This window comes from Dechloromonas sp. ARDL1, assembly GCF_051122455.1.
Lineage (GTDB): Bacteria > Pseudomonadota > Gammaproteobacteria > Burkholderiales > Rhodocyclaceae > Azonexus.
The window spans coordinates 2,989,405-3,007,425 of the sequence record NZ_CP168939.1; the positions used below are offsets into that span (position 1 = coordinate 2,989,405).

The 18,021-nt window shown below is 63.5% G+C and carries 16 protein-coding genes; 10 read left to right on the top strand and 6 right to left on the bottom strand.

The window, feature by feature from the left end:
- Nucleotides 1-46 precede the first annotated feature (46 nt).
- A complete protein-coding gene (locus AB6Q56_RS14815) occupies nt 47-1,882 on the bottom strand; it encodes a GGDEF domain-containing protein (RefSeq protein ID WP_434513849.1) in 1,836 nt (611 codons plus the stop codon).
- A gap of 146 nt (nt 1,883-2,028) precedes the next feature.
- Between AB6Q56_RS14815 and AB6Q56_RS14820 the strand changes: the two genes are divergently transcribed.
- From AB6Q56_RS14820 to AB6Q56_RS14835, 4 genes are all read left to right on the top strand, one after another.
- On the top strand, nt 2,029-2,268 hold the full coding sequence (locus tag AB6Q56_RS14820) for a hypothetical protein (RefSeq protein WP_434513850.1): 240 nt from the start codon (nt 2,029-2,031) through the stop codon (nt 2,266-2,268).
- A gap of 3 nt (nt 2,269-2,271) precedes the next feature.
- Nucleotides 2,272-2,721 (top strand): GNAT family N-acetyltransferase, encoded by a 450-nt coding sequence (locus tag AB6Q56_RS14825; protein WP_150427092.1) that lies wholly within the window; start codon nt 2,272-2,274, stop codon nt 2,719-2,721.
- An 80-nt stretch (nt 2,722-2,801) separates the two neighbouring features.
- Entirely contained in the window at nt 2,802-4,736 is a 1,935-nt protein-coding gene (locus AB6Q56_RS14830; protein WP_434513851.1) for a PhoX family protein, read from the top strand.
- Nucleotides 4,737-4,913: 177 nt separating this feature from the next.
- On the top strand, nt 4,914-5,081 hold the full coding sequence (locus AB6Q56_RS14835) for a hypothetical protein (protein WP_434513852.1): 168 nt from the start codon (nt 4,914-4,916) through the stop codon (nt 5,079-5,081).
- A 6-nt stretch (nt 5,082-5,087) separates the two neighbouring features.
- Here the strand turns inward: AB6Q56_RS14835 and AB6Q56_RS14840 are convergent, their stop codons facing one another.
- The 5 genes from AB6Q56_RS14840 to AB6Q56_RS14860 all read right to left on the bottom strand — a co-directional run bounded on the left by AB6Q56_RS14840 (nt 5,088) and on the right by AB6Q56_RS14860 (nt 9,743).
- A complete protein-coding gene (locus tag AB6Q56_RS14840) occupies nt 5,088-5,663 on the bottom strand; it encodes a 3'-5' exoribonuclease domain-containing protein (protein WP_434513853.1) in 576 nt (191 codons plus the stop codon).
- A 92-nt stretch (nt 5,664-5,755) separates the two neighbouring features.
- Nucleotides 5,756-6,028: an oxidative damage protection protein gene (locus AB6Q56_RS14845; protein ID WP_434513854.1), complete on the bottom strand. Its 273-nt coding sequence runs from the start codon at nt 6,026-6,028 to the stop codon at nt 5,756-5,758.
- Nucleotides 6,029-6,174: 146 nt separating this feature from the next.
- Nucleotides 6,175-7,494: an amino-acid N-acetyltransferase gene (argA, locus tag AB6Q56_RS14850; RefSeq protein ID WP_434513855.1), complete on the bottom strand. Its 1,320-nt coding sequence runs from the start codon at nt 7,492-7,494 to the stop codon at nt 6,175-6,177.
- On the bottom strand, nt 7,491-8,999 hold the full coding sequence (pap, locus tag AB6Q56_RS14855) for a polyphosphate:AMP phosphotransferase (protein ID WP_434513856.1): 1,509 nt from the start codon (nt 8,997-8,999) through the stop codon (nt 7,491-7,493). The genes argA and pap overlap by 4 nt, the downstream gene beginning before the upstream one ends.
- Before the next feature lie 3 nt (nt 9,000-9,002).
- Complete coding sequence (locus tag AB6Q56_RS14860; protein ID WP_434513857.1) at nt 9,003-9,743, bottom strand: 16S rRNA (uracil(1498)-N(3))-methyltransferase; 741 nt, start codon at nt 9,741-9,743, stop codon at nt 9,003-9,005.
- Nucleotides 9,744-9,784: 41 nt separating this feature from the next.
- Here AB6Q56_RS14860 and AB6Q56_RS14865 point away from each other — a divergent pair, with 41 nt between their 5' ends.
- From AB6Q56_RS14865 to gap, 6 genes are all read left to right on the top strand, one after another.
- Nucleotides 9,785-10,342, top strand: coding sequence for a thioredoxin family protein (locus tag AB6Q56_RS14865; protein ID WP_434513858.1), 558 nt, complete (start codon nt 9,785-9,787; stop codon nt 10,340-10,342).
- An 84-nt stretch (nt 10,343-10,426) separates the two neighbouring features.
- A complete protein-coding gene (locus tag AB6Q56_RS14870; protein ID WP_434513859.1) occupies nt 10,427-12,919 on the top strand; it encodes an EAL domain-containing protein in 2,493 nt (830 codons plus the stop codon).
- 33 nt (nt 12,920-12,952) lie between these two features.
- A complete protein-coding gene (locus tag AB6Q56_RS14875; RefSeq protein ID WP_434513860.1) occupies nt 12,953-13,969 on the top strand; it encodes a class 1 fructose-bisphosphatase in 1,017 nt (338 codons plus the stop codon).
- Between the two features lie 43 nt (nt 13,970-14,012).
- The gene (locus AB6Q56_RS14880) at nt 14,013-14,702 is read left to right on the top strand and encodes a hypothetical protein (protein ID WP_434513861.1); all 690 of its coding nucleotides are present in this window, start codon (nt 14,013-14,015) and stop codon (nt 14,700-14,702) included.
- A gap of 225 nt (nt 14,703-14,927) precedes the next feature.
- Nucleotides 14,928-16,931 carry a transketolase gene (gene tkt, locus AB6Q56_RS14885; protein WP_434513862.1) on the top strand — a complete coding sequence of 668 codons (2,004 nt, stop codon included), beginning with the start codon at nt 14,928-14,930 and terminating at the stop codon, nt 16,929-16,931.
- A gap of 34 nt (nt 16,932-16,965) precedes the next feature.
- On the top strand, nt 16,966-17,994 hold the full coding sequence (gene gap / locus AB6Q56_RS14890; protein WP_434513863.1) for a type I glyceraldehyde-3-phosphate dehydrogenase: 1,029 nt from the start codon (nt 16,966-16,968) through the stop codon (nt 17,992-17,994).
- Nucleotides 17,995-18,021: the final 27 nt, after the last annotated feature.

Here is an 18,021-nt window from a genome sequence, read left to right on the forward strand (position 1 = left end):
TGCTTCGATCACCGGCAGGCGACAACTCCGCCTGCCGGCAGCCGCTTCAGTTGATCAACGGCCGGGGAAGGCCGACCGCCATGGGCTCGCCCAGGCGCCGCCGCTCGATGAAGAGGCTGCCTCCCGAGGGTTCGGCATCCGTCATCCGCGCGCGTTTTTTCGCCTGTTTCTTGGCTGCCGACGCCGCAGCGGCGACCTCGCGATGCGATTCGCACTCGCCCGCGGCGACACGAACCGCGCCCAGCGACAGTGTCGGCGACGCCTGGAAGCTGAGTTCGCCGCGCCGGTTTTCCGCCATGTAGCCGCCGCGCAAACGTTCGTCGATACCCAGCAAGTTGGCGATTGCCTCGGCAAAGCGAGAGATGATTTCCCAGCAACGGATTTCCCAGTCCGCGCTGCGGAAAACCACGAAGAAATCGTCGCCGCCGATATGCCCGACAAAATCCAGGCGCTCATCGACCTGTTCGCAAAGCAGGCGGGCTAGCGTCTGGATCACGTCATCCCCGCGCCGGTAACCGTAGGTGTCGTTGAAGGGCTTGAAGTTGTCGATATCGACATAGACCGCGACGAAAGGGCTGCCGGCGGCGAGCATGCGGTCAACATGCTCGTTGATCGGCACGTTGCCGGGCAGCTGGGTCAGCGGATTGGCGTAGCGCGCCGCACTGATCTGCATTTCGGTGATCATCCCCATCAGGTCGTGGCTGCTGCCGACACCCAGATATTCGCCATCGCCGGTGACGATGAAGCCATCCAGAAGGTAATGACGCGGCGCCAGCGACAGCATCATGGCCAGCTCCTGAATGGTGGCGTGCTGGTCGACGATCAGCGGTGCCTGATCCATGAACAGCTCGCAACTCTTGCGCCCGAACAATTCGCGACGGAACGGCCGGGCAAAGCGGTCGATCATGCTGTGCCGGTTGATCATGCCCACCGCCTGGTTGCCTTGCACAACGGGCAAGACATCGAGCGAGGGATCGGCCTCGAAGCGCTCGATCACCTCGGCGTTGCTGGCATGCATGGGAACCGGAACGATGGCCTTGAGCAAGCTACGGGCCGTCGGCAGACGCCCGGGACCGCCGGTCATCGGCGACAAGGCCAGCGACTGCTGATCCAGCGCCGACAGGGTTCGCCGGGAGAGCTGCCGAATCGGGCTGGATTCCGGATGGGCGATGAAATAGCCCTGGCCACAGGCGATGCCCATATCGCGAATACAGACAAAATCTTCCTCGCGCTCGATCCCTTCGGCGACCAGCGAGGCATTGCCGATCTCGGCGAGATCCTGCATGGCGCGCACGAAGTGGAACTTGATCCGGTCGTCGGCGATGCCATGGACGAAATGCTTGTCGATCTTGACGAACTCCGGACGCAGATCCGACCACAAGCGCAGGTTGGCGAACCCCTCACCCAGATCGTCGATGGCGATCTGGAAGCCCCGCCCCCGGTAATGCAGCAAGGCATCCAAGATGCCCGGCATGTCGGTGATCTGCTGGTTTTCCGTCAATTCGAGGACAACCCGGTTCGGGGCAATGCCAAGCTCTATCAGCAGTTCGCGGGTATGGCCGTTGAGCAGGCGGACATCGAGCAGGCAGTCCGGCGTCACGTTGAGAAAAAGTTTGCCGGCCAGGCGTTGACAGGCGAAGGCACGCAGGCTGGCCTCGCGGCAGGCATGTTCGAGACTGCGCGAGAGACCATGCCGCGCGGCGGCGGCGAACAACTGGTCCGGACGGGCCAGGCTGCTGCCTTCCGGTCCGCGGATCAAGGCCTCGTAGCCGAGCACGGCGCGCACCCGGAAATCCAGAATCGGCTGAAACACCGGCTTGAGAAGCTCCTCGTCGAGGAGTCGCTGCAACTCGGCCCGCTCGTCATCCATCACACCACTCATGAGTCATCCCGAAAAAACTGAGCATTCAGTTTAGGCAGGCTTGATTTCAGCGCCATGACAAGGACTCCGCCGGCGTCATCCTGGCGTAACAATGCAACAGCATCCTCGGACTCACGTCCTGTGACCCTTTCGCCAAGGAGCTTGCAATGCCGGAAATGAAGTTCTGCTATTGCTGTCGCGCCCACCATCCGATTGACCAGATGCGCCTGTTCCCGACCCGTCAGGGGCAACGCTGGCGCTGCGTACGCAGCATAGAGGCAGCCGTGCGCAGCCGGCGCGAACGCGATGCGTTCGGCGAGGAGCAGACCCGCATCAATCATGAAGCGGCGAACCGGTCGGCCGACTTTGCCCGACGCCTGCGGCAATACGCACAAGCCAGCGGCTGAAGCATGGCCAAGTTCCGCATCGATACGCTGGACACCAGCAGCGAGATTTTGCTCGACACCTGCGCCACGCTGATCGCCAACACATTTGCCGACCCCGAGCGCTACAACCTTGAGCGCATCCGTCGCGAACTGCGTTGCGACGATCCGGTGTACTACCGGCGCTTTTTCATCGCCGTCGAAAACGGCCAGATCATCGCCCTCGGCGGCGTCAAGGCCGCCGACTGGGCCTCGCGGACGCACATCCTCTACCTCTCCGCCGTCGCTCCGGAAAAGCGCGGACAAGGCATCGGCCGGGCGCTGATCAAGGCGCGCCTCGACTGGCTGAAAGCCACCTTCAAGTCGGGGCGCATCCTCGTTTCGGCAAGCAAGGCCCGGCGTTTCCGCGACCTGGGCTTCCGCGAATTGCGCAACGGCCACATCGACGGCAAGCATCTGATGCTATGTCGCTTTTAGCCCCCCGGAAAATCGTCACGCCCCTGAAACATTGACTGGCGATAGTTTGTCTATCGTTACGACATCACCCCCCGAACACCATGCACAACGCCTGCTACGACCCCACTGACGACCATGCACAGGATACGCTGGCCGATCCTTTCCGCCGCCGCCTGCTTTCCGCGGCCATCCTGAGCACGGCCGGAGGCGCCCTGGCCGCCGCAGGCGTTCCCCTGCCTGCGCTGGCAGCCAGTGCCGGGCGGGCTTCCGGTGCGCTGACCGATTTCGTTTCGCTGGCCGTATCCACCGCCGATGAGGTGCGTGTGGCGCCCGGGCACGCCGCCAGCCTGCTCTACGCCTGGGGCGACCCGGTTTCCACCGGGCCGGCGGCTTCCGCCGATGCCGCCGACGATGCGACAGCACAACAGCAGCAGGCCGGCATGCATCACGACGGCATGCATTTCTTCCCCTTCGTCGAACAGGGCAAGCCTTCGTCGACACACGGCCTGATGTGCATCAACCACGAGTACACCGACGACGGCCTCCTCCACGCCGGCGGCATGCAGGAATGGAGTGCCGCCAAGGTCGCCAAGTCGCAGGCCGCGCATGGCGTATCGGTGATCGAAGTCAGGCAGGCGCAGGACGGCTGGCAGGTCGTCCGCCCCTCGCGCTGGGGGCGCCGCATCACGGCCGACACACCGTGCCGGATCGCCGGTCCCGCCGCCGGCAACCCGGCCATGCGCACCGCCATCGATCCGCGCGGCGAAGTCGTTCTCGGCACGCTGAACAACTGCGCCATGGGCCATACCCCGTGGGGCACCTATCTGACCTGCGAAGAGAATTTCAACGGCTATTTCAAGGCCCCGCCCCCGCTCACCACCGACCAGAAACGCTACGGCTTTACCGCATCGGGCTTCGGCTTTCGCTGGCACGAGCACGACGCGCGCTTCGATCTCGGGCGACACCCCAACGAAGCCAATCGCTTCGGCTGGGTCGTCGAAATCGACCCCTGGCATCCGGAACGCGCGCCGGTCAAGCGGACCGCCCTCGGCCGCTTCAAGCACGAAGGCGCCACCGTCACCTCGGCCCGGGATGGCCGCATCGTGGTTTACATGGGCGACGACGAACGTTTCGAATACATCTACAAGTTCGTCTCCCGCGACCGCTATGTCGCCGGCAAGACCGACACCGCCACGTTGCTCGACCATGGCACGCTGTACGTCGCCCGCTTCGAGAACGATGGCTCCGGACGCTGGCTGCCGCTACGCCACGGCGAGTCCTACCCCGGAGGAGCGCTCAACGCGGCAAACGGCTTCGCCGACCAGGGCGACGTTGCCATTCGCTGCCGGCAGGCAGCCGACATCGCCGGGGCGACGAAAATGGACCGCCCGGAATGGATCGCCGTCCCCCCCCAAAGCGGCGAGGTCTATGTCACGCTGACCAACAACAGCAAGCGCGGCACCGACGGCTCACCCGGCACCGATGCCGCCAACCCCCGCGCCGCCAACGTCTTCGGCCACATTGTCCGCTGGCGAGAAAATGGCCACGACGCCGCCGCCGAACATTTCGCCTGGGATATCTTCGCCCTCGCCGGCGACCCGCAAGCACCCGACGAGAGCAAGCGCGGCACCGTCAAGGGCGATGCCTACGGCAGCCCGGACGGCCTGTGGTTTGCCCCGAACGGCAGCCTGTGGATACAGACCGACGTGTCGACCAGCGTGCTGAACCAGGGCGACTACGCCCGGCTCGGCAACAATCAGATGCTGGTCGCCGACGTGAAGAGCGGTGAAACCCGACGTTTCCTGACCGGTCCGAAAGGCTGCGAACTGACCGGCATCACGGCGACCCCGGATGGCCGGACGCTGTTCGTCAACATCCAGCACCCCGGCGAAACGGCCAGCGAGCGCTCCGATCCGGCCGCACCGACCGCAATCTCGGCCTGGCCGGCCAACCAGTTTCCCACGGCGACCGGAGGCCGCCCACGCTCGGCCACCATCGTTATCACCCGCCTCGACGGCAAGCCCGTCACCGGCTAACGCGCGTGGCCGCCCCTACGGACAACGAAACATGAAAACGTATATTTGCCCCGCAGGCATTGTCGCTCACCCTCGCAACCGCAGCGGCCAGTGCGGTGGTTCGCGCCCGGCCAGCGAAGTAAATCCCTCGCTTTCATTTTGTTCCGCCATCTGCGGGGCAAACCACTAGGAGACCCCATGGAAAAGCGCAACGACATCGCCGCCTTTCCCGAACTATTCGACGGCATGGAGCAGTTCATCGAGGAACAGGCCTCCGGCCTGAAGCGCACCAGTGCGATGCTGGCTCTTGCCGTCGCGGTCCCGGGCTCACTGTTCGTCCTAGCCACACTGAATCGCCTTTTCTAAGCGCTTTCAGGGCCGGGACAGGTTGGCCGCCAGCATGTTGCAGAATAGCGCCCCCTGCTCCTGCGCATCGTCCAGCGCCACATGCGTATGTGGCACCGGATCGAACCAGCCTTCCGGCATCGCCTGCTTGCCGCAGGCTCGATATGGCTGGCGCAGCACGGCCATGGCGTAGGTCTTGATATCGATGACCGCATAGCCGAAGGGATTTTCATCGGCATGGCGCTCCAGGTACCAGAGGACGAAGGGAAAATCGAAGGCGGCCGGATAACCCACGAACACCGGCCGTCCCGGTAGCGCCTTGAGCCAGGCCGCATAGCGGCGCATCACCACCACCGGCACTTCCGTATCCTGGCGACACGCCGCCCAGGCCTCCGGCTGGGTTGCCCACCACCGCATGGTATGTTCGTGCGCAACGAGGCCTGGCTCGCACTCCAGATTGGCCGAAAAGGTCGCGAGCAGCGTCTTGTCGGCGGTGTAGGCCGCCGAGCCGATGCTCAGCATGGAGTGACGTCCCGGTATCGGGCCATCGGTTTCGATATCGGTGCTGACGTAGATTTCGGGGAGGGTGGTCTTTCCGGTCATGTCGGGATTATTGGCCTTGTCCCGCCGCCTGCCAAGCACCGCGCCCCAAAGAAAAAACCCGCCGTAGCGGGTTTTTGCTGAATCGGCCGGGATCAGGCCTTGGGCGGAACGTAGCCCTGGATCTGGTCGGCGCCTTCGCCGAAGAAATGCTTCTCGACCTGCTCGGCCAAGTACTTGCGATGCTTGGCATCGACCAGATTCAGGCGGTTTTCGTTGATGATCATGGTCTGCATCTTGATCCACTGCTGCCAGGCCTCCTTCGAGACATTCTCGAAGATGCGCTGACCGAGGGCACCGGGATACGGCGGGAAATCGAGACCATCGGCCTCGCGGCCGAGTTTGACGCAATTGACGGTACGTGCCATGTGAAACTCCGTGGGGTTGATGGGCTGGATTATCCTAGAAACCGCGGTTGGACGCACCCTTCGGAAGATGCAGCGCCGGGGTGACAGGGCGTGGATTCGTCCGGCTTTCAGGGCGGTGACAAGCGGTCAACTGCGGTTTCCAAGGATCACAAGGTCTTGAACAGGACCTTGGACCGCCGCTGATAGTTGTACATATCCCGTTTGGCGGCAGGCAGGTCGTCCACCGTGCCCAGTTTGAAACCGCGCTCGACGAACCAGTGCTCGGTGCGCGTGGTCAGCACGAACAGGCGCTTGATGCCGGCCTTGCGGGCGCGCTTTTCGATGCGCTTCATCAACTGCTCGCCGTAGCCCCACTCGCGATGCTCATGGCTGACAGCCAGACAGGCCAGCTCCGCCTCTTCTTCAGAATGCGGATAAAGCGCCGCGCAACCGACGATGATGCCGTCGTGCAGCATGATCGAGAAATGGTCGATTTCGCGCTCGAGCAGTTCGCGCGGCCGATGCACGAGGATGCCTTCCTCTTCCATCGGTTCGATTAGCGCGATCAACGCGGCGATGTCGTCCGGCTTCGCCTCGCGGATGTTTTCCAGCGATTCGCGGGTGACCACCGTCCCGACCCCGTCGTGGGTGAACAGTTCGCGCAGCAAGGCGCCGTCCTGCTCGAAGCTGATCAGGTGCACCCGGCCGACGCCGGCGCGGCTGGCCCGTACGGCACAAGGCAGATAACGCTTGATATCGGTCGTCAGCCACTCGGCATCGCGCAACATCTGCGAGGCCTCGTCGGCGGTCATGGCGTCGAGGAGCTCCCCTTGCTTGTCGGTCACCCCAAGGCTGTCGGTCAGATAAACCAGCTTGTCGGCCTTGATCGCCGTTGCCACCGCTTCGGCAGCCTCTTCCATCTGCAGGTTGAAGATTTCGCCGGTCGGCGACGGGCCTTCGCAGTTGAGCAGGACGATGTTGCCCAGCCCCAACTGGGCGTTGATGCCCTCGGCGTCAACCTTGCGTACCTTGCCGGCGTATTGCATGTCGATGCCGTCGAGCACGCCGATCGGCTGGCCGGTAATGAAATTGCCGCCGATGACGCGGATGCGGCTGTTGGCCATCGGCGTATTGGGCAGGCCCTGCGACAGCATGGCCTCGATTTCCAGGTAGACGCTGCCCACCGCGTCGAGCACGCAGTCGAGCGCCGCCGCGTCGGTCACCCGGTAGCCGCGGTGGTAGATCGACTCCAGGTTCTTTTCGCGCAACTCTTCCTCGATCTGCGGCCGCGCGCCATGCACCAGCACCAGGCGAATGCCCAGGCTGACCAGCAGATTGACGTCGTAGGCCAGGGTCTTGGCGAATTCGCTCTCGACCGCCTTGCCGCCGAAGGCGATGACGAAGGTCTTGCCGCGAAAGGCGTTGATGTAGGGCGTGACCGCCCGGAACCAGGAGACGAAATGCTCGTCGTAAGGGGTATCGCTCATTTTTCGGTGGTTTTCCCGTCGTCGTCCTTGAGTGCCGCTTCCAGGCGCTCGCAAATGGTTTTCAGCACTTTAACCCGGGCAAAGTTCTTGTCGTTGGCCTCAACCAACGTCCAGGGCGCCAGCCCGGTTGACGTTCTGTCGACCATGTCGCACACCGCAGACACGTAGTCGTCCCACTTGTCGCGGTTGCGCCAATCCTCGTCGGTGATCTTGAAGCGCTTGAACTCGGTATCCTGGCGCTCCTTGAAGCGGCGCAACTGCTCGTCGGCGCTGATCTGCAGCCAGAATTTCACGACCACCGCGCCGGCATCGGACAACTGGTGCTCGAAGTCGTTGATCTCGGCATAGGCGCGCAGCCAGTCCGCTTCGCTACAGAAACCCTCGACCCGCTCGACAAGCACGCGGCCGTACCACGAACGATCGAAGATCGCCGCCCGGCCGGTGCGCGGCAGGTGGCGCCAGAAACGCCAGAGATAGGGTTGCGCCCGCTCTTCCTCGGTCGGCGCGGCAATCGGCACGATCTGGTATTGCCGGGCATCCATCGATGCGGCGACGCGGCGGATGCTGCCGCCCTTGCCGGCCGCATCCGACCCCTCGAAAACCAGCACCAGCGAACGCTTGCCCACGAAGCGCGGATCGCGCACCAGTTCGGAGAGCCGCGCCTGGTACTTCGCCAACTGCACCTCGTAGGTTTTCTTGTCCAGCTTCTGCTTGAGATCGAGTTCGCTGAGCACGTTCTTCTCGTCGATCGGATGCATGATGGGCGGCGCCACCGGCACGCGCTGCAGCCCTTCCTGGCTCAGGCGGCGCTTCATCGCGTCGAGCACGATGCGGCCAACGGTCAGCGAGCGATATTCATCGTCTGTGCCCTCGACGATGATCCACGGTGCATGCGCCGTGTTGGTCACGCGCAGCACATGGCCGGCCACCTGCTGCAGCTTGTTGTAGGTCTTCAGGCGCTCGTAACTCTCCTTGGTCACCCGCCACGCCGTGCGTGGATCTTTCTCCAGTGCTTTCAGGCGGGTCTTCTGGCCTTCCTTGGAGAGATGGAACCAAAACTTAAGGACCAATGCCCCTTCGTTGACCAGCATGGTCTCGAAGCGGTTGATGTCGTCCAGCCGCCCATCCAGCTCCGAGCGGCGCATCTCGCCATTGATGCGATCGGTGATTGGCTGCGAATACCAGGAGCCGGCAAAGATACCCACCTTGCCCTTGGGCGGCAGGGCACGCCAATAGCGCCACATGTAAGGTCGCGACGACTCCTCGTCGCTCGGCGCCGAGAAGGCCAGCGTCGAAATGTGACGGGGGTCTAGCCACGAATACAGCAGGTTGATCGTCTCGCCCTTGCCGCTGCCGTCGACCCCGGAAATCAGGATGACGACCGGAAACTCCTTCTTTTGCAGCATGTCGTACTGCGCGTCGAGCAATTCGGCGCGCAGTTTCGGCACCTCGCGCTTGAAGGTGTCCTTGTCGACCTTGTGGCCCAGTTCCGCCGATTCAAACATGATCTACTCCCCCCTGAAATCACCCCACATCGCCTGCATGACAGCCAAGGCTGCCAGGCCAGCCGTCTCCGTGCGCAGCACGCGCGGCCCCAGGCGCACGCCCCGAAAACCGGCCTGCCGGGCAGCAATCATTTCCTGCGGATCGAGCCCCCCTTCGGCACCGATCAACAACTGCACCGGCCCCGTCGGGCGGATCGATGCAAAGTGCTCATCCGCCTCCGGATCGAGCATCAGGCGCAGAACGCCATCAGCTGCCGGACGGGCCAGCCAGTTTTCCAGCTTCTCCACCGGCGCCACCAGCGGGACCTGATTTCGCCCACACTGTTCGCAGGCCGACGCCACCACGCCCTGCCAGTGCGCCACGCGCTTGCCGGCCCGCTCCCCGGCCAGGCGAAGCACGCTGCGCCGGCCTTCCACCGGAACGATATCGCGCACCCCCAGCTCGACCGCCTTCTGGATAGTGAAGTCCATCTTGTCACCGGCCTGCAAGGCTTGCACCAGCGTGACCGACAACGGCGACTCGCATTCCACATCCTGCCAGGCGGACAGCTCGACATGAACGCGATCGCGCTCGATACGCTCGATGCGCGCCGGATACTGGCCGCCCCGGCCATCGAAAAGGATCATCGGGGCGCCCGGCGGCAGACGCAGCACGCGCACGGCGTGACGTGCCACCGGCTCGGGCAGTTCGACGTGCGCCCCCGGCGAAAGCGCTTCACGACAGTAAAAACGAGGTAAATTCATCGATGCTATTATGGGCGAAATGCCTTTTGGAGTGGAAAATCATGGTCGCCCTGAACCCGCCTGTGTGCGATTTCGGCCAAGCCGCCCCCGATTTCGACCTGCCCGGCGTCGATGGCCAACGCCACACGCTGGCCGATTGCCGTGGCCCCAACGGCCTGCTGGTGATGTTCATCTGCAATCACTGCCCTTACGTCAAGGCGATCATCGACCGCCTGATCCGCGATTGCCGGGAGCTGGCCAATCACGGCATCGGCTGCGTGGCCATCATGAGCAACGATATCGCTGCCTATCCGGACGACGCTCCGGACAAGATGCGGTTATGGTCCGACCAACTCGATTTTCCGTTTCCCTACCTCTACGACGAAAGCCAGGCGGTCGCCCGAGCCTTTGGCGCCGTATGCACGCCCGACTTCTTCGGTTACAACGCCGACCTGCGGCTACAATACCGTGGCCGACTCGATGCCTCGGGCCGCAACCCGGCAACAACCGATGCGCCGCGCGAGCTGTTTGCGGCGATGGCCGAGATTGCGCGCAGCGGGCAAGGCCCCGAGCAGCAGGCGGCATCCATCGGTTGCTCAATCAAATGGCGCAGTCCATAGCATCTGCCGCAATTAAAAAAATCAACATTTTTGCTATATTCTTCCTGGTGCTGCGCTATCATTTGGCATGAATCCACCGACTGAATGACCTTATCGATGTCTCCGGACGCTCCTCCGCCTCCTGCCGACGATATTCAGCGCCAACTGGCTTACCTGCAGGCCGTCGTGTCGAGCATGCCGCAAGGCATCAGCGTGTTCGACGAAAGTTTGCGCCTGCGCATCTGGAACGAAGGACTGCTCAGTGTGCTGGGGCTTCCCCCGGAAACGGTATTCGTCGGCGCCCTGTTCTCCGACCTGATCCGCATTCCCGCCAGCCGTGGCGAATATGGCCCCGGCGATCCCGAAGCCCACGTCGAACGAATCACGGCGCTGGCCATGAAGTTCGAAGCGCACTGCTTCGAACGTACCCGCCCGGGAGGCACCACCCACCTGGTTCAGGGCGAGCCGCTCCACATGGGCAACCAGCTGGTTGGCTTCATCACCACCTATACCGATATCACCGAGCGCAAGGCCGCCGAAACGACGCTGCGCAAGCAGCATTCCCAACTGCACACCATCATCGAGAGCATTCCCAGCGCCGTCAGCCTGTTCAGCGCCGATACGCATCTGGAGTTGTGCAACGCCGAATTCCAGCGTCTCCTCGATTTTCCGCCGGAGCTGACCCGGCCGGGAACACCGATCGAAGACATGTTCCGCTTCAATGCCCGGCGTGGGGAGTATGGGCCGGGCGACGAGGAAACGATCGTTCAGTCCCTGATGAAACGCGCGCGGAATCCATCTTCACACAATTTTGAACGCACCCGTCCGAACGGGGATATCCTTGAAATTCGTGGCGTACCGCTTCCCGAAGGCGGCTTCGTGACGATCTATACCGACATTACCGAGCGCCGCCATAGCGCCGAGCGGGAGCAACTGGCCCAAAAAGTCTACAGCCACACGCCCGCCGGCATCATCTTTACGGACGACGCCCACCGTATCCTGTCGATCAATCCGGCTACCACCCAGATGACCGACTATGAAACGTTCGAACTGATCGGCCAGACCGTCTTTGGTCTGCTCAATCTCGAACCGGGACAAAATACCGACGAGCTACAGGCACAACTGGCGCAGCGCGGCTCGTGGAGCGGGGAACTCACGGTCAATCACAAGAATGGCTCATCGTTGCCCGTCGGCACCCGCGTCAACCGGGTCGACGACCCGCAAAGCGGCATGCCCGCCCATTACGTCTGGATTCTGGCCGACATTACCGAGCGCAAGCAGGCCGAGGACCGCATGCGCCATATCGCCCAGACCGATGCCCTGACCGGCCTGCCCAACCGTCTCGCCCTGCTCATACGTCTGGCCCAGATACTGCCCGACGCCCGTCGCCACCAATGGAAGGTGGCGATGATGTTCCTCGACCTTGACCGCTTCAAGATCATCAACGACACCCTCGGCCATCAGGTTGGCGACGAGTTACTGCGCGAGGTGGCCTGCCGCTTGTCCCGGCTGGTCCGCGAAACCGACTTCGTCGCCCGCATCGGCGGCGACGAGTTCGTCATCATCCTGCCCGCCATCAACTCGCCAGCCGATGCCGCCAGCATTGCCAGCAAGGTAACGGCCGCGCTATCCAGCCCCATCGAAACGGACGCCCACGAACTGCATACCAGCCCGTCGATCGGCATCAGCATCTTCCCGGACGACGGCGCCGATGCCGACATCATCCTGAAAAACGCCGACACCGCGATGTACCACGCCAAGGCGGCCGGCCGAAACAATTACCAGTTCTTTGCAGCAGAGATGAACCACTCCGCCGCCGAGCGCCTGCATATCGAACGCAAGTTGCGCCACGCCATTGCCCGCAACGAACTGAACCTTGATTACCAACCCCAGTTCAACGCCACCGACCGCGCGCCGATCGGCGTCGAAGCGCTGGTGCGCTGGCACCACCCGACCGAAGGCCTGATCTCGCCGGCCCGTTTCATCCCGGTCGCCGAGGAAACCGGCCTGATCAACGACATTGGCGACTGGGTTCTCAATACCGCCTGCCGGGAAATGGCCCGCTGGATCAACGCCGGACTGCGCCCCATGCGCGTCGCGGTCAACGTCTCGGCCCGCCAGCTGCGCCGCCGCGACTTCTGCGAAACCGTCGCCAATGCACTGACCACCTCGCAGCTGCCGCCGGAACTGCTCGAACTGGAAATCACCGAAAGCTCGGTGATGGAAAACCCGCAGGAGGCCACCCTGATTCTCGAACGCCTTGGCCGCATGGGCGTCACCCTCGCCATCGACGACTTCGGCACCGGCTACTCATCGCTCGCCTATCTCAAGCTCTTCCCCATCGACCACCTGAAGATCGACCGCTCCTTCGTTTCCGACATCGAGCACGACCTCAACGACCGCGCCATCGCCTTCGGCACCATCGCGCTAGCCCACTCGCTCGGTCTCAAGGTGATTGCCGAAGGCGTGGAAACGGAGGACCAACTTGACCTGTTGCGCGCCAACGGCTGCGACGAAGTCCAGGGCTACCTGCTCAGCCGGCCTCTGAACGCCGCCGCGGCATTTGCCTTCCTGCACGCCAGCCACGTCCCGGAGTAAAATCGCGCCTTTGTCACGGACGCAGGAGTTCTCATGGCACAGCAACGCACGCTGGCGCGCTATCTCACCGAAGAGCAACGCAACAAGGGTGTCATCACCGGCGACCTGAAGCTGCTGATCGACATCGTTTCCCGCGCCTGCCAGGCCATCTCCATCGCCATCGGCAAGGGCGGCCTCGGCGGCGTGCTCGGTGAAGCCGGCAGCGACAACATCCAGGGCGAAGCGCAAAAGAAGCTCGACGTGCTGTCCAACGACATCCTGCTCGATGCCAACGAATGGGGCGGCCATCTCGCCGCCATGGCTTCCGAGGAAATGGACCTGCCGCATCTCGTCCCCCATCGCTTCCCCAAGGGCGAATACCTGCTCACCTTCGACCCGCTCGACGGTTCGTCCAACATCGATGTGAACGTTTCCATCGGCACCATCTTCTCGGTGCTGAAATGCCCGGAAGGCGCCGATCTGAGCACGCCGGAAGCCGCCGAACAGGCCTTCCTGCAGCCCGGCACCACGCAAGTCGCCGCCGGTTATGCGGTCTACGGCCCGACCACGCTGCTCGTGCTGACCGTCGGCGACGGTGTCGTCGTCTTCACCCTCGACCGCGAGCAGGGCCAGTTCATCCTGACCCAGGAAAACGTGCGGATTCCGGCCGACACCAAGGAATTCGCCATCAACATGTCGAACCAGCGCTTCTGGGAAGCGCCGGTCCAGCGCTACGTCGCCGAAATGCAAGCCGGCAAGGAAGGCCCGCTCGGCAAGGACTACAACATGCGCTGGGTAGCCTCGATGGTGGCCGACGTACATCGCATCATGACCCGCGGCGGCATTTTCATGTATCCGATGGACAGCAAACTCAAGGACAAGGGCGGCAAGTTGCGCCTGATGTACGAAGCCAACCCCATGGCCTTCCTGATCGAGCAGGCGGGTGGCGCAGCCACGACCGGGCGCCAGCGCATTCTCGACATCCAGCCGGACAGTCTGCACCAGCGCGTGCCGGTCATCCTCGGCTCGAAAAACGAGGTCTACCGGGTCACTGGCTATCACACCGCCTGAACTGCTACAGTCACACCTTCCCCAACGTCATAGGACGACCGCGATGAACAAAACCACCCTCGCGCTCATCTTCGCTGCCGGCACATTGGCCGCCGGTTGCAAGAGCAACGAACCCAAGCCCGAAGAAGCAGCCGCGGCGTCGGCACCCGCAGCGGCACAACAGCAGGCGCCCGCCCCAGCACCGGCCAAACCCGAATGCCCGCCGGAAGAGCCCAAATCAAAAAAGAAAACCGACAAATCCAAGAGCGCCAAGAACAAAACTGCGGAAAAGCCGGTCGACTGCGAGCCGGCCAAGCCGGCAGCTGCGGCACCGGCTGCTGCCGCTCCCGCCGCGCGTGCCGGCCGGCTGATGCACGGCCCCTACGACATTTCCGCCAACAAGCCGGTGACCGACATCAGCCAGGTCCAGTCCGGCCAGGGCACGATGGTCAAGGGAGAACGCGAATGGGAAGGCGAGATCACGGGCATTCCGGCTGCCGGCACCACATTTACCAAGCTGCGCATCGGCATGTCGCGCCAGCAAGCCATTGACACAGCCGGCCCGCCAACCGATCAGGGTGCCTACATCACCGGCAAGGCCTGGATTCCGTTCTATTTCGGCAGCGACCGGGCGCGCTGGGAAATGTCCTACAAGGGCAAAGGCCGGCTGATTTTCTCGCAGAATGCGGGCTTCGGCACGGATTTCTACCTGACCTGGATCATCCACAACGACAAGGATACCGGTTACCGGTAAGCAAGCCGCCGCCGCAACCAGAACCCCGAGGGTCTGGTTGCGGCACTGCCACGAACGGCGCATGTCATGGCCATGCCGCCCGGCAGCGACTCATGCTGATCTCGGAATTCAGAAAGTCTGATCGAAGGCAAGCGCCAAAAGCCTGCCTTATCGGCCTTGCGCCCTACCCAAAAAAAGGGTTTTCCCGGATAATTTAGGCTTTTCAGCAGGCTGGATTTCCGGAACATGAGCGTCAGCAACACTCCCAAGTTTTCACCCTTGACTGGCGCCATCCGCGCCCTCGCCATGGACGCCGTCCAGCAGGCGAATTCCGGACACCCGGGCGCCCCGATGGGCATGGCCGAAATCGCCGAAGTCCTCTGGCGCCGCCATCTGCGCCACAACCCGGCCAACCCGCAGTGGGCCGACCGCGACCGCTTCGTGCTGTCGAACGGCCACGGCTCGATGCTGATCTACGCGCTGCTGCACCTGACCGGCTACGACGTCTCGATCGACGACATCAAGAATTTCCGCCAGCTACACGCCAAGACGCCGGGCCACCCGGAATACGGCTACACCCCGGGCGTCGAGACGACCACCGGCCCGCTCGGCCAAGGCATCACCAACGCCGTCGGCTTCGCGCTGGCCGAAAAGGTACTGGCCGCCGAGTTCAACAAACCGGGCCACGAGATCGTCAATCACCACACTTTCGTTTTCCTCGGCGACGGCTGCCTGATGGAAGGCGTGTCGCACGAAGCCTGCTCGCTGGCCGGCACCCTCGGCCTGGGCAAGCTGATCGCCTTCTGGGACGACAACGGCATTTCCATCGACGGCCACGTCGAGGGCTGGTTCACCGAAGACATTCCGAAGCGTTTCGAGTCCTACGGCTGGCACGTCATTCCTGCCGTCGACGGCCATGACGCCGACGCCATCGAAAAGGCCCTGCTCGCTGCCAAGGCCGCGACCGACAAGCCGACCCTGATCTGCTGCAAGACCACCATCGGCATGGGTTCGCCGAACAAGCAGGGTTCGCACGACTGCCACGGCGCCCCGCTCGGCAAGGACGAGATCGCCGCCGCCCGCGAATACATCGGCTGGCCGCACGCCCCCTTCGAGATTCCGGGCGACGTTTATGCCGCCTGGAACCGCAAGCCGGCCGGCGCCGCCTTCGAAGAAAACTGGGACAAGCGTTTCGCCGCCTACCGCGTCGCCTTCCCGGTCGAGGCCGCCGAGTTCGAGCGCCGCGTCATCAAGAACGAGCTGCCGGCCACCTGGGAAGCCACCAAGGCCGCCTACATCGCCACCTGCCGCGAGAAGGCCGAGAACATCGCCACCCGCAAGGCCTCGCAGAACGCCATCGCCGCGCTGGTCCCGGCCGTGCCGGAAATCTTCGGCGGCTCGGCCGACCTGGCCGGTTCCAACCTGACCTTCGTCAAGGGCAGCAAGGGCGTCACCCGCACCGAAGGCGGCAACTACTGCTATTACGGCGTGCGCGAATTCGGCATGACCGCCATCGCCAACGGTATTGCGCTGCACGGCGGCCTGCTGCCCTACACCGCGACCTTCCTGGTCTTCTCGGATTACGCCCGCAACGCCATCCGCATGGCGGCGCTGATGAAGCAGCGCCAGATCATGGTCTACACCCATGACTCCATCGGCCTAGGCGAAGACGGTCCGACCCACCAGCCAGTCGAGCATATTCCGTCGATGCGCATCATCCCGAACCTCGACGTCTGGCGCCCGGCCGATGCGACCGAAACCGCCATCGCCTGGACCGCCGCCGTCGAGCGCGCCGACGGCCCGAGCGTGCTCGCCCTGTCGCGCCAGAACCTGCCGACCGTCACCCAGAAGGTCGCCGACGCCGACATCGCCAAGGGCGGCTACATCCTGTCCGATGCCGCCGAGCCGAAGGCCGTGCTGATCGCCACCGGCTCCGAGATCAAGCTGGCGCTCGACGCCCAGGCCGCCTTGGCCGCCGAAGGCATCGCCGTGCGCGTCGTGTCGATGCCCTGTACCAACGTTTTCGACCGCCAGAGCAAGGAATACCGTATCGCCGTGTTGGGCAGCCACATCCCGCGCGTCGCCATCGAAGCAGCGCACTCCGACTTCTGGCGCAAGTACGTCGGCCTGCATGGCGCCGTGATCGGCATCGACCGTTTCGGCGAATCCGCCCCGGCCGGCCAGCTCTTCGACCTGTTCGGCTTCAACGTCGCCAACGTCGTAAAGACGGCCAAGGCGCTTCTGTCCTGATTTCAGACTTCAAACGCAGAGAGGAAAAACACCCATGGCTATCAAGGTTGCAATCAACGGTTTCGGTCGTATCGGTCGCTGCACACTGCGCGCCATCTACGAGCAGGGCCTGCAGAACGAATTCGAAGTCGTCGCCATCAACGCCTCCGGCGACCTGACGACCAATGCCCACCTGCTGAAGTACGACACCACCCACGGTCGCTTCCGTACCTCCGTGGAAACCGAAGGTGAAAACTGCATCATCATCGACGGCAAGAAGATCGCCTTCTACTCGACCAAGGACCCGAAGGGCGTTAACTGGGCCGACCACGGCGTGGACGTCCTGCTCGAATGCACCGGCGCCTACACCACCAAGGCCAAGGCCCAGGCACTGCTCGACCAGGGCGCCAAGCGCGTTCTGATCTCCGCCCCGGGCGGCGACGATGTCGACACCACCATCGTCATGGGTGTTAACGAAGGCGCGCTGAAGGCCGACATGACCGTCGTCTCCAACGCCTCCTGCACGACCAACTGCCTGGCTCCGGTCGCCAAGATCCTGGCCGACAACGTCGGCATCAAGCAAGGCCTGATGACCACCATCCACGCCTACACCAACGACCAGGTAACCGTGGACGTCCGTCACAAGGACCTGCGCCGCGCCCGCGCCGCCGCCGCCAACATCATCCCGACCAAGACCGGCGCCGCCAAGGCCGTCGGCCTGGTACTGCCGCAACTGGTCGGCAAGGTTGACGGTTTCGCCCTGCGCGTGCCGACCATCAATGTCTCGCTGGTCGACCTGACCTTCACCGCCGAACGCGCCACCACCAAGGAAGAAATCAACGCCTTGATGACCGCCGCTGCCAACGGCCCGCTGAAGGGCATCCTCGACGTCAATAACGAGCCGCTGGTGTCGTCCGACTTCAACCACACCACCGTTTCCTCGACCTTCGACGCCACGCAGACGCGTGTAATTAAAGGCGAAGACGGCTCCGTGCTGGTCAAGGTCCTGGCCTGGTACGACAACGAGTGGGGCTACTCCTGCCGCATGCTCGACGCTGCCCGCGCCTGGATGGCAGCCAAGTAACAAACCATAAGCAGCACCCCTCGCCCC

Excerpts from the sequence above, each read along its gene's own strand:
- argA (WP_434513855.1), bottom strand. The coding sequence starts at position 7,494 with ATGAGCGATACCCCTTACGACGAGCATTTCGTCTCCTGGTTCCGGGCG.
- AB6Q56_RS14860 (WP_434513857.1), bottom strand. The coding sequence starts at position 9,743 with ATGAATTTACCTCGTTTTTACTGTCGTGAAGCGCTTTCGCCGGGGGCG.
- AB6Q56_RS14880 (WP_434513861.1), top strand. The coding sequence starts at position 14,013 with ATGAACAAAACCACCCTCGCGCTCATCTTCGCTGCCGGCACATTGGCC.
- AB6Q56_RS14870 (WP_434513859.1), top strand. The coding sequence starts at position 10,427 with ATGACCTTATCGATGTCTCCGGACGCTCCTCCGCCTCCTGCCGACGAT.
- AB6Q56_RS14835 (WP_434513852.1), top strand. The coding sequence starts at position 4,914 with ATGGAAAAGCGCAACGACATCGCCGCCTTTCCCGAACTATTCGACGGC.
- AB6Q56_RS14815 (WP_434513849.1), bottom strand. The coding sequence starts at position 1,882 with ATGAGTGGTGTGATGGATGACGAGCGGGCCGAGTTGCAGCGACTCCTC.
- pap (WP_434513856.1), bottom strand. The coding sequence starts at position 8,999 with ATGTTTGAATCGGCGGAACTGGGCCACAAGGTCGACAAGGACACCTTC.
- AB6Q56_RS14825 (WP_150427092.1), top strand. The coding sequence starts at position 2,272 with ATGGCCAAGTTCCGCATCGATACGCTGGACACCAGCAGCGAGATTTTG.
- AB6Q56_RS14820 (WP_434513850.1), top strand. The coding sequence starts at position 2,029 with ATGCCGGAAATGAAGTTCTGCTATTGCTGTCGCGCCCACCATCCGATT.
- gap (WP_434513863.1), top strand. The coding sequence starts at position 16,966 with ATGGCTATCAAGGTTGCAATCAACGGTTTCGGTCGTATCGGTCGCTGC.
- tkt (WP_434513862.1), top strand. The coding sequence starts at position 14,928 with ATGAGCGTCAGCAACACTCCCAAGTTTTCACCCTTGACTGGCGCCATC.
- AB6Q56_RS14845 (WP_434513854.1), bottom strand. The coding sequence starts at position 6,028 with ATGGCACGTACCGTCAATTGCGTCAAACTCGGCCGCGAGGCCGATGGT.
- AB6Q56_RS14865 (WP_434513858.1), top strand. The coding sequence starts at position 9,785 with ATGGTCGCCCTGAACCCGCCTGTGTGCGATTTCGGCCAAGCCGCCCCC.
- AB6Q56_RS14875 (WP_434513860.1), top strand. The coding sequence starts at position 12,953 with ATGGCACAGCAACGCACGCTGGCGCGCTATCTCACCGAAGAGCAACGC.
- AB6Q56_RS14840 (WP_434513853.1), bottom strand. The coding sequence starts at position 5,663 with ATGACCGGAAAGACCACCCTCCCCGAAATCTACGTCAGCACCGATATC.
- AB6Q56_RS14830 (WP_434513851.1), top strand. The coding sequence starts at position 2,802 with ATGCACAACGCCTGCTACGACCCCACTGACGACCATGCACAGGATACG.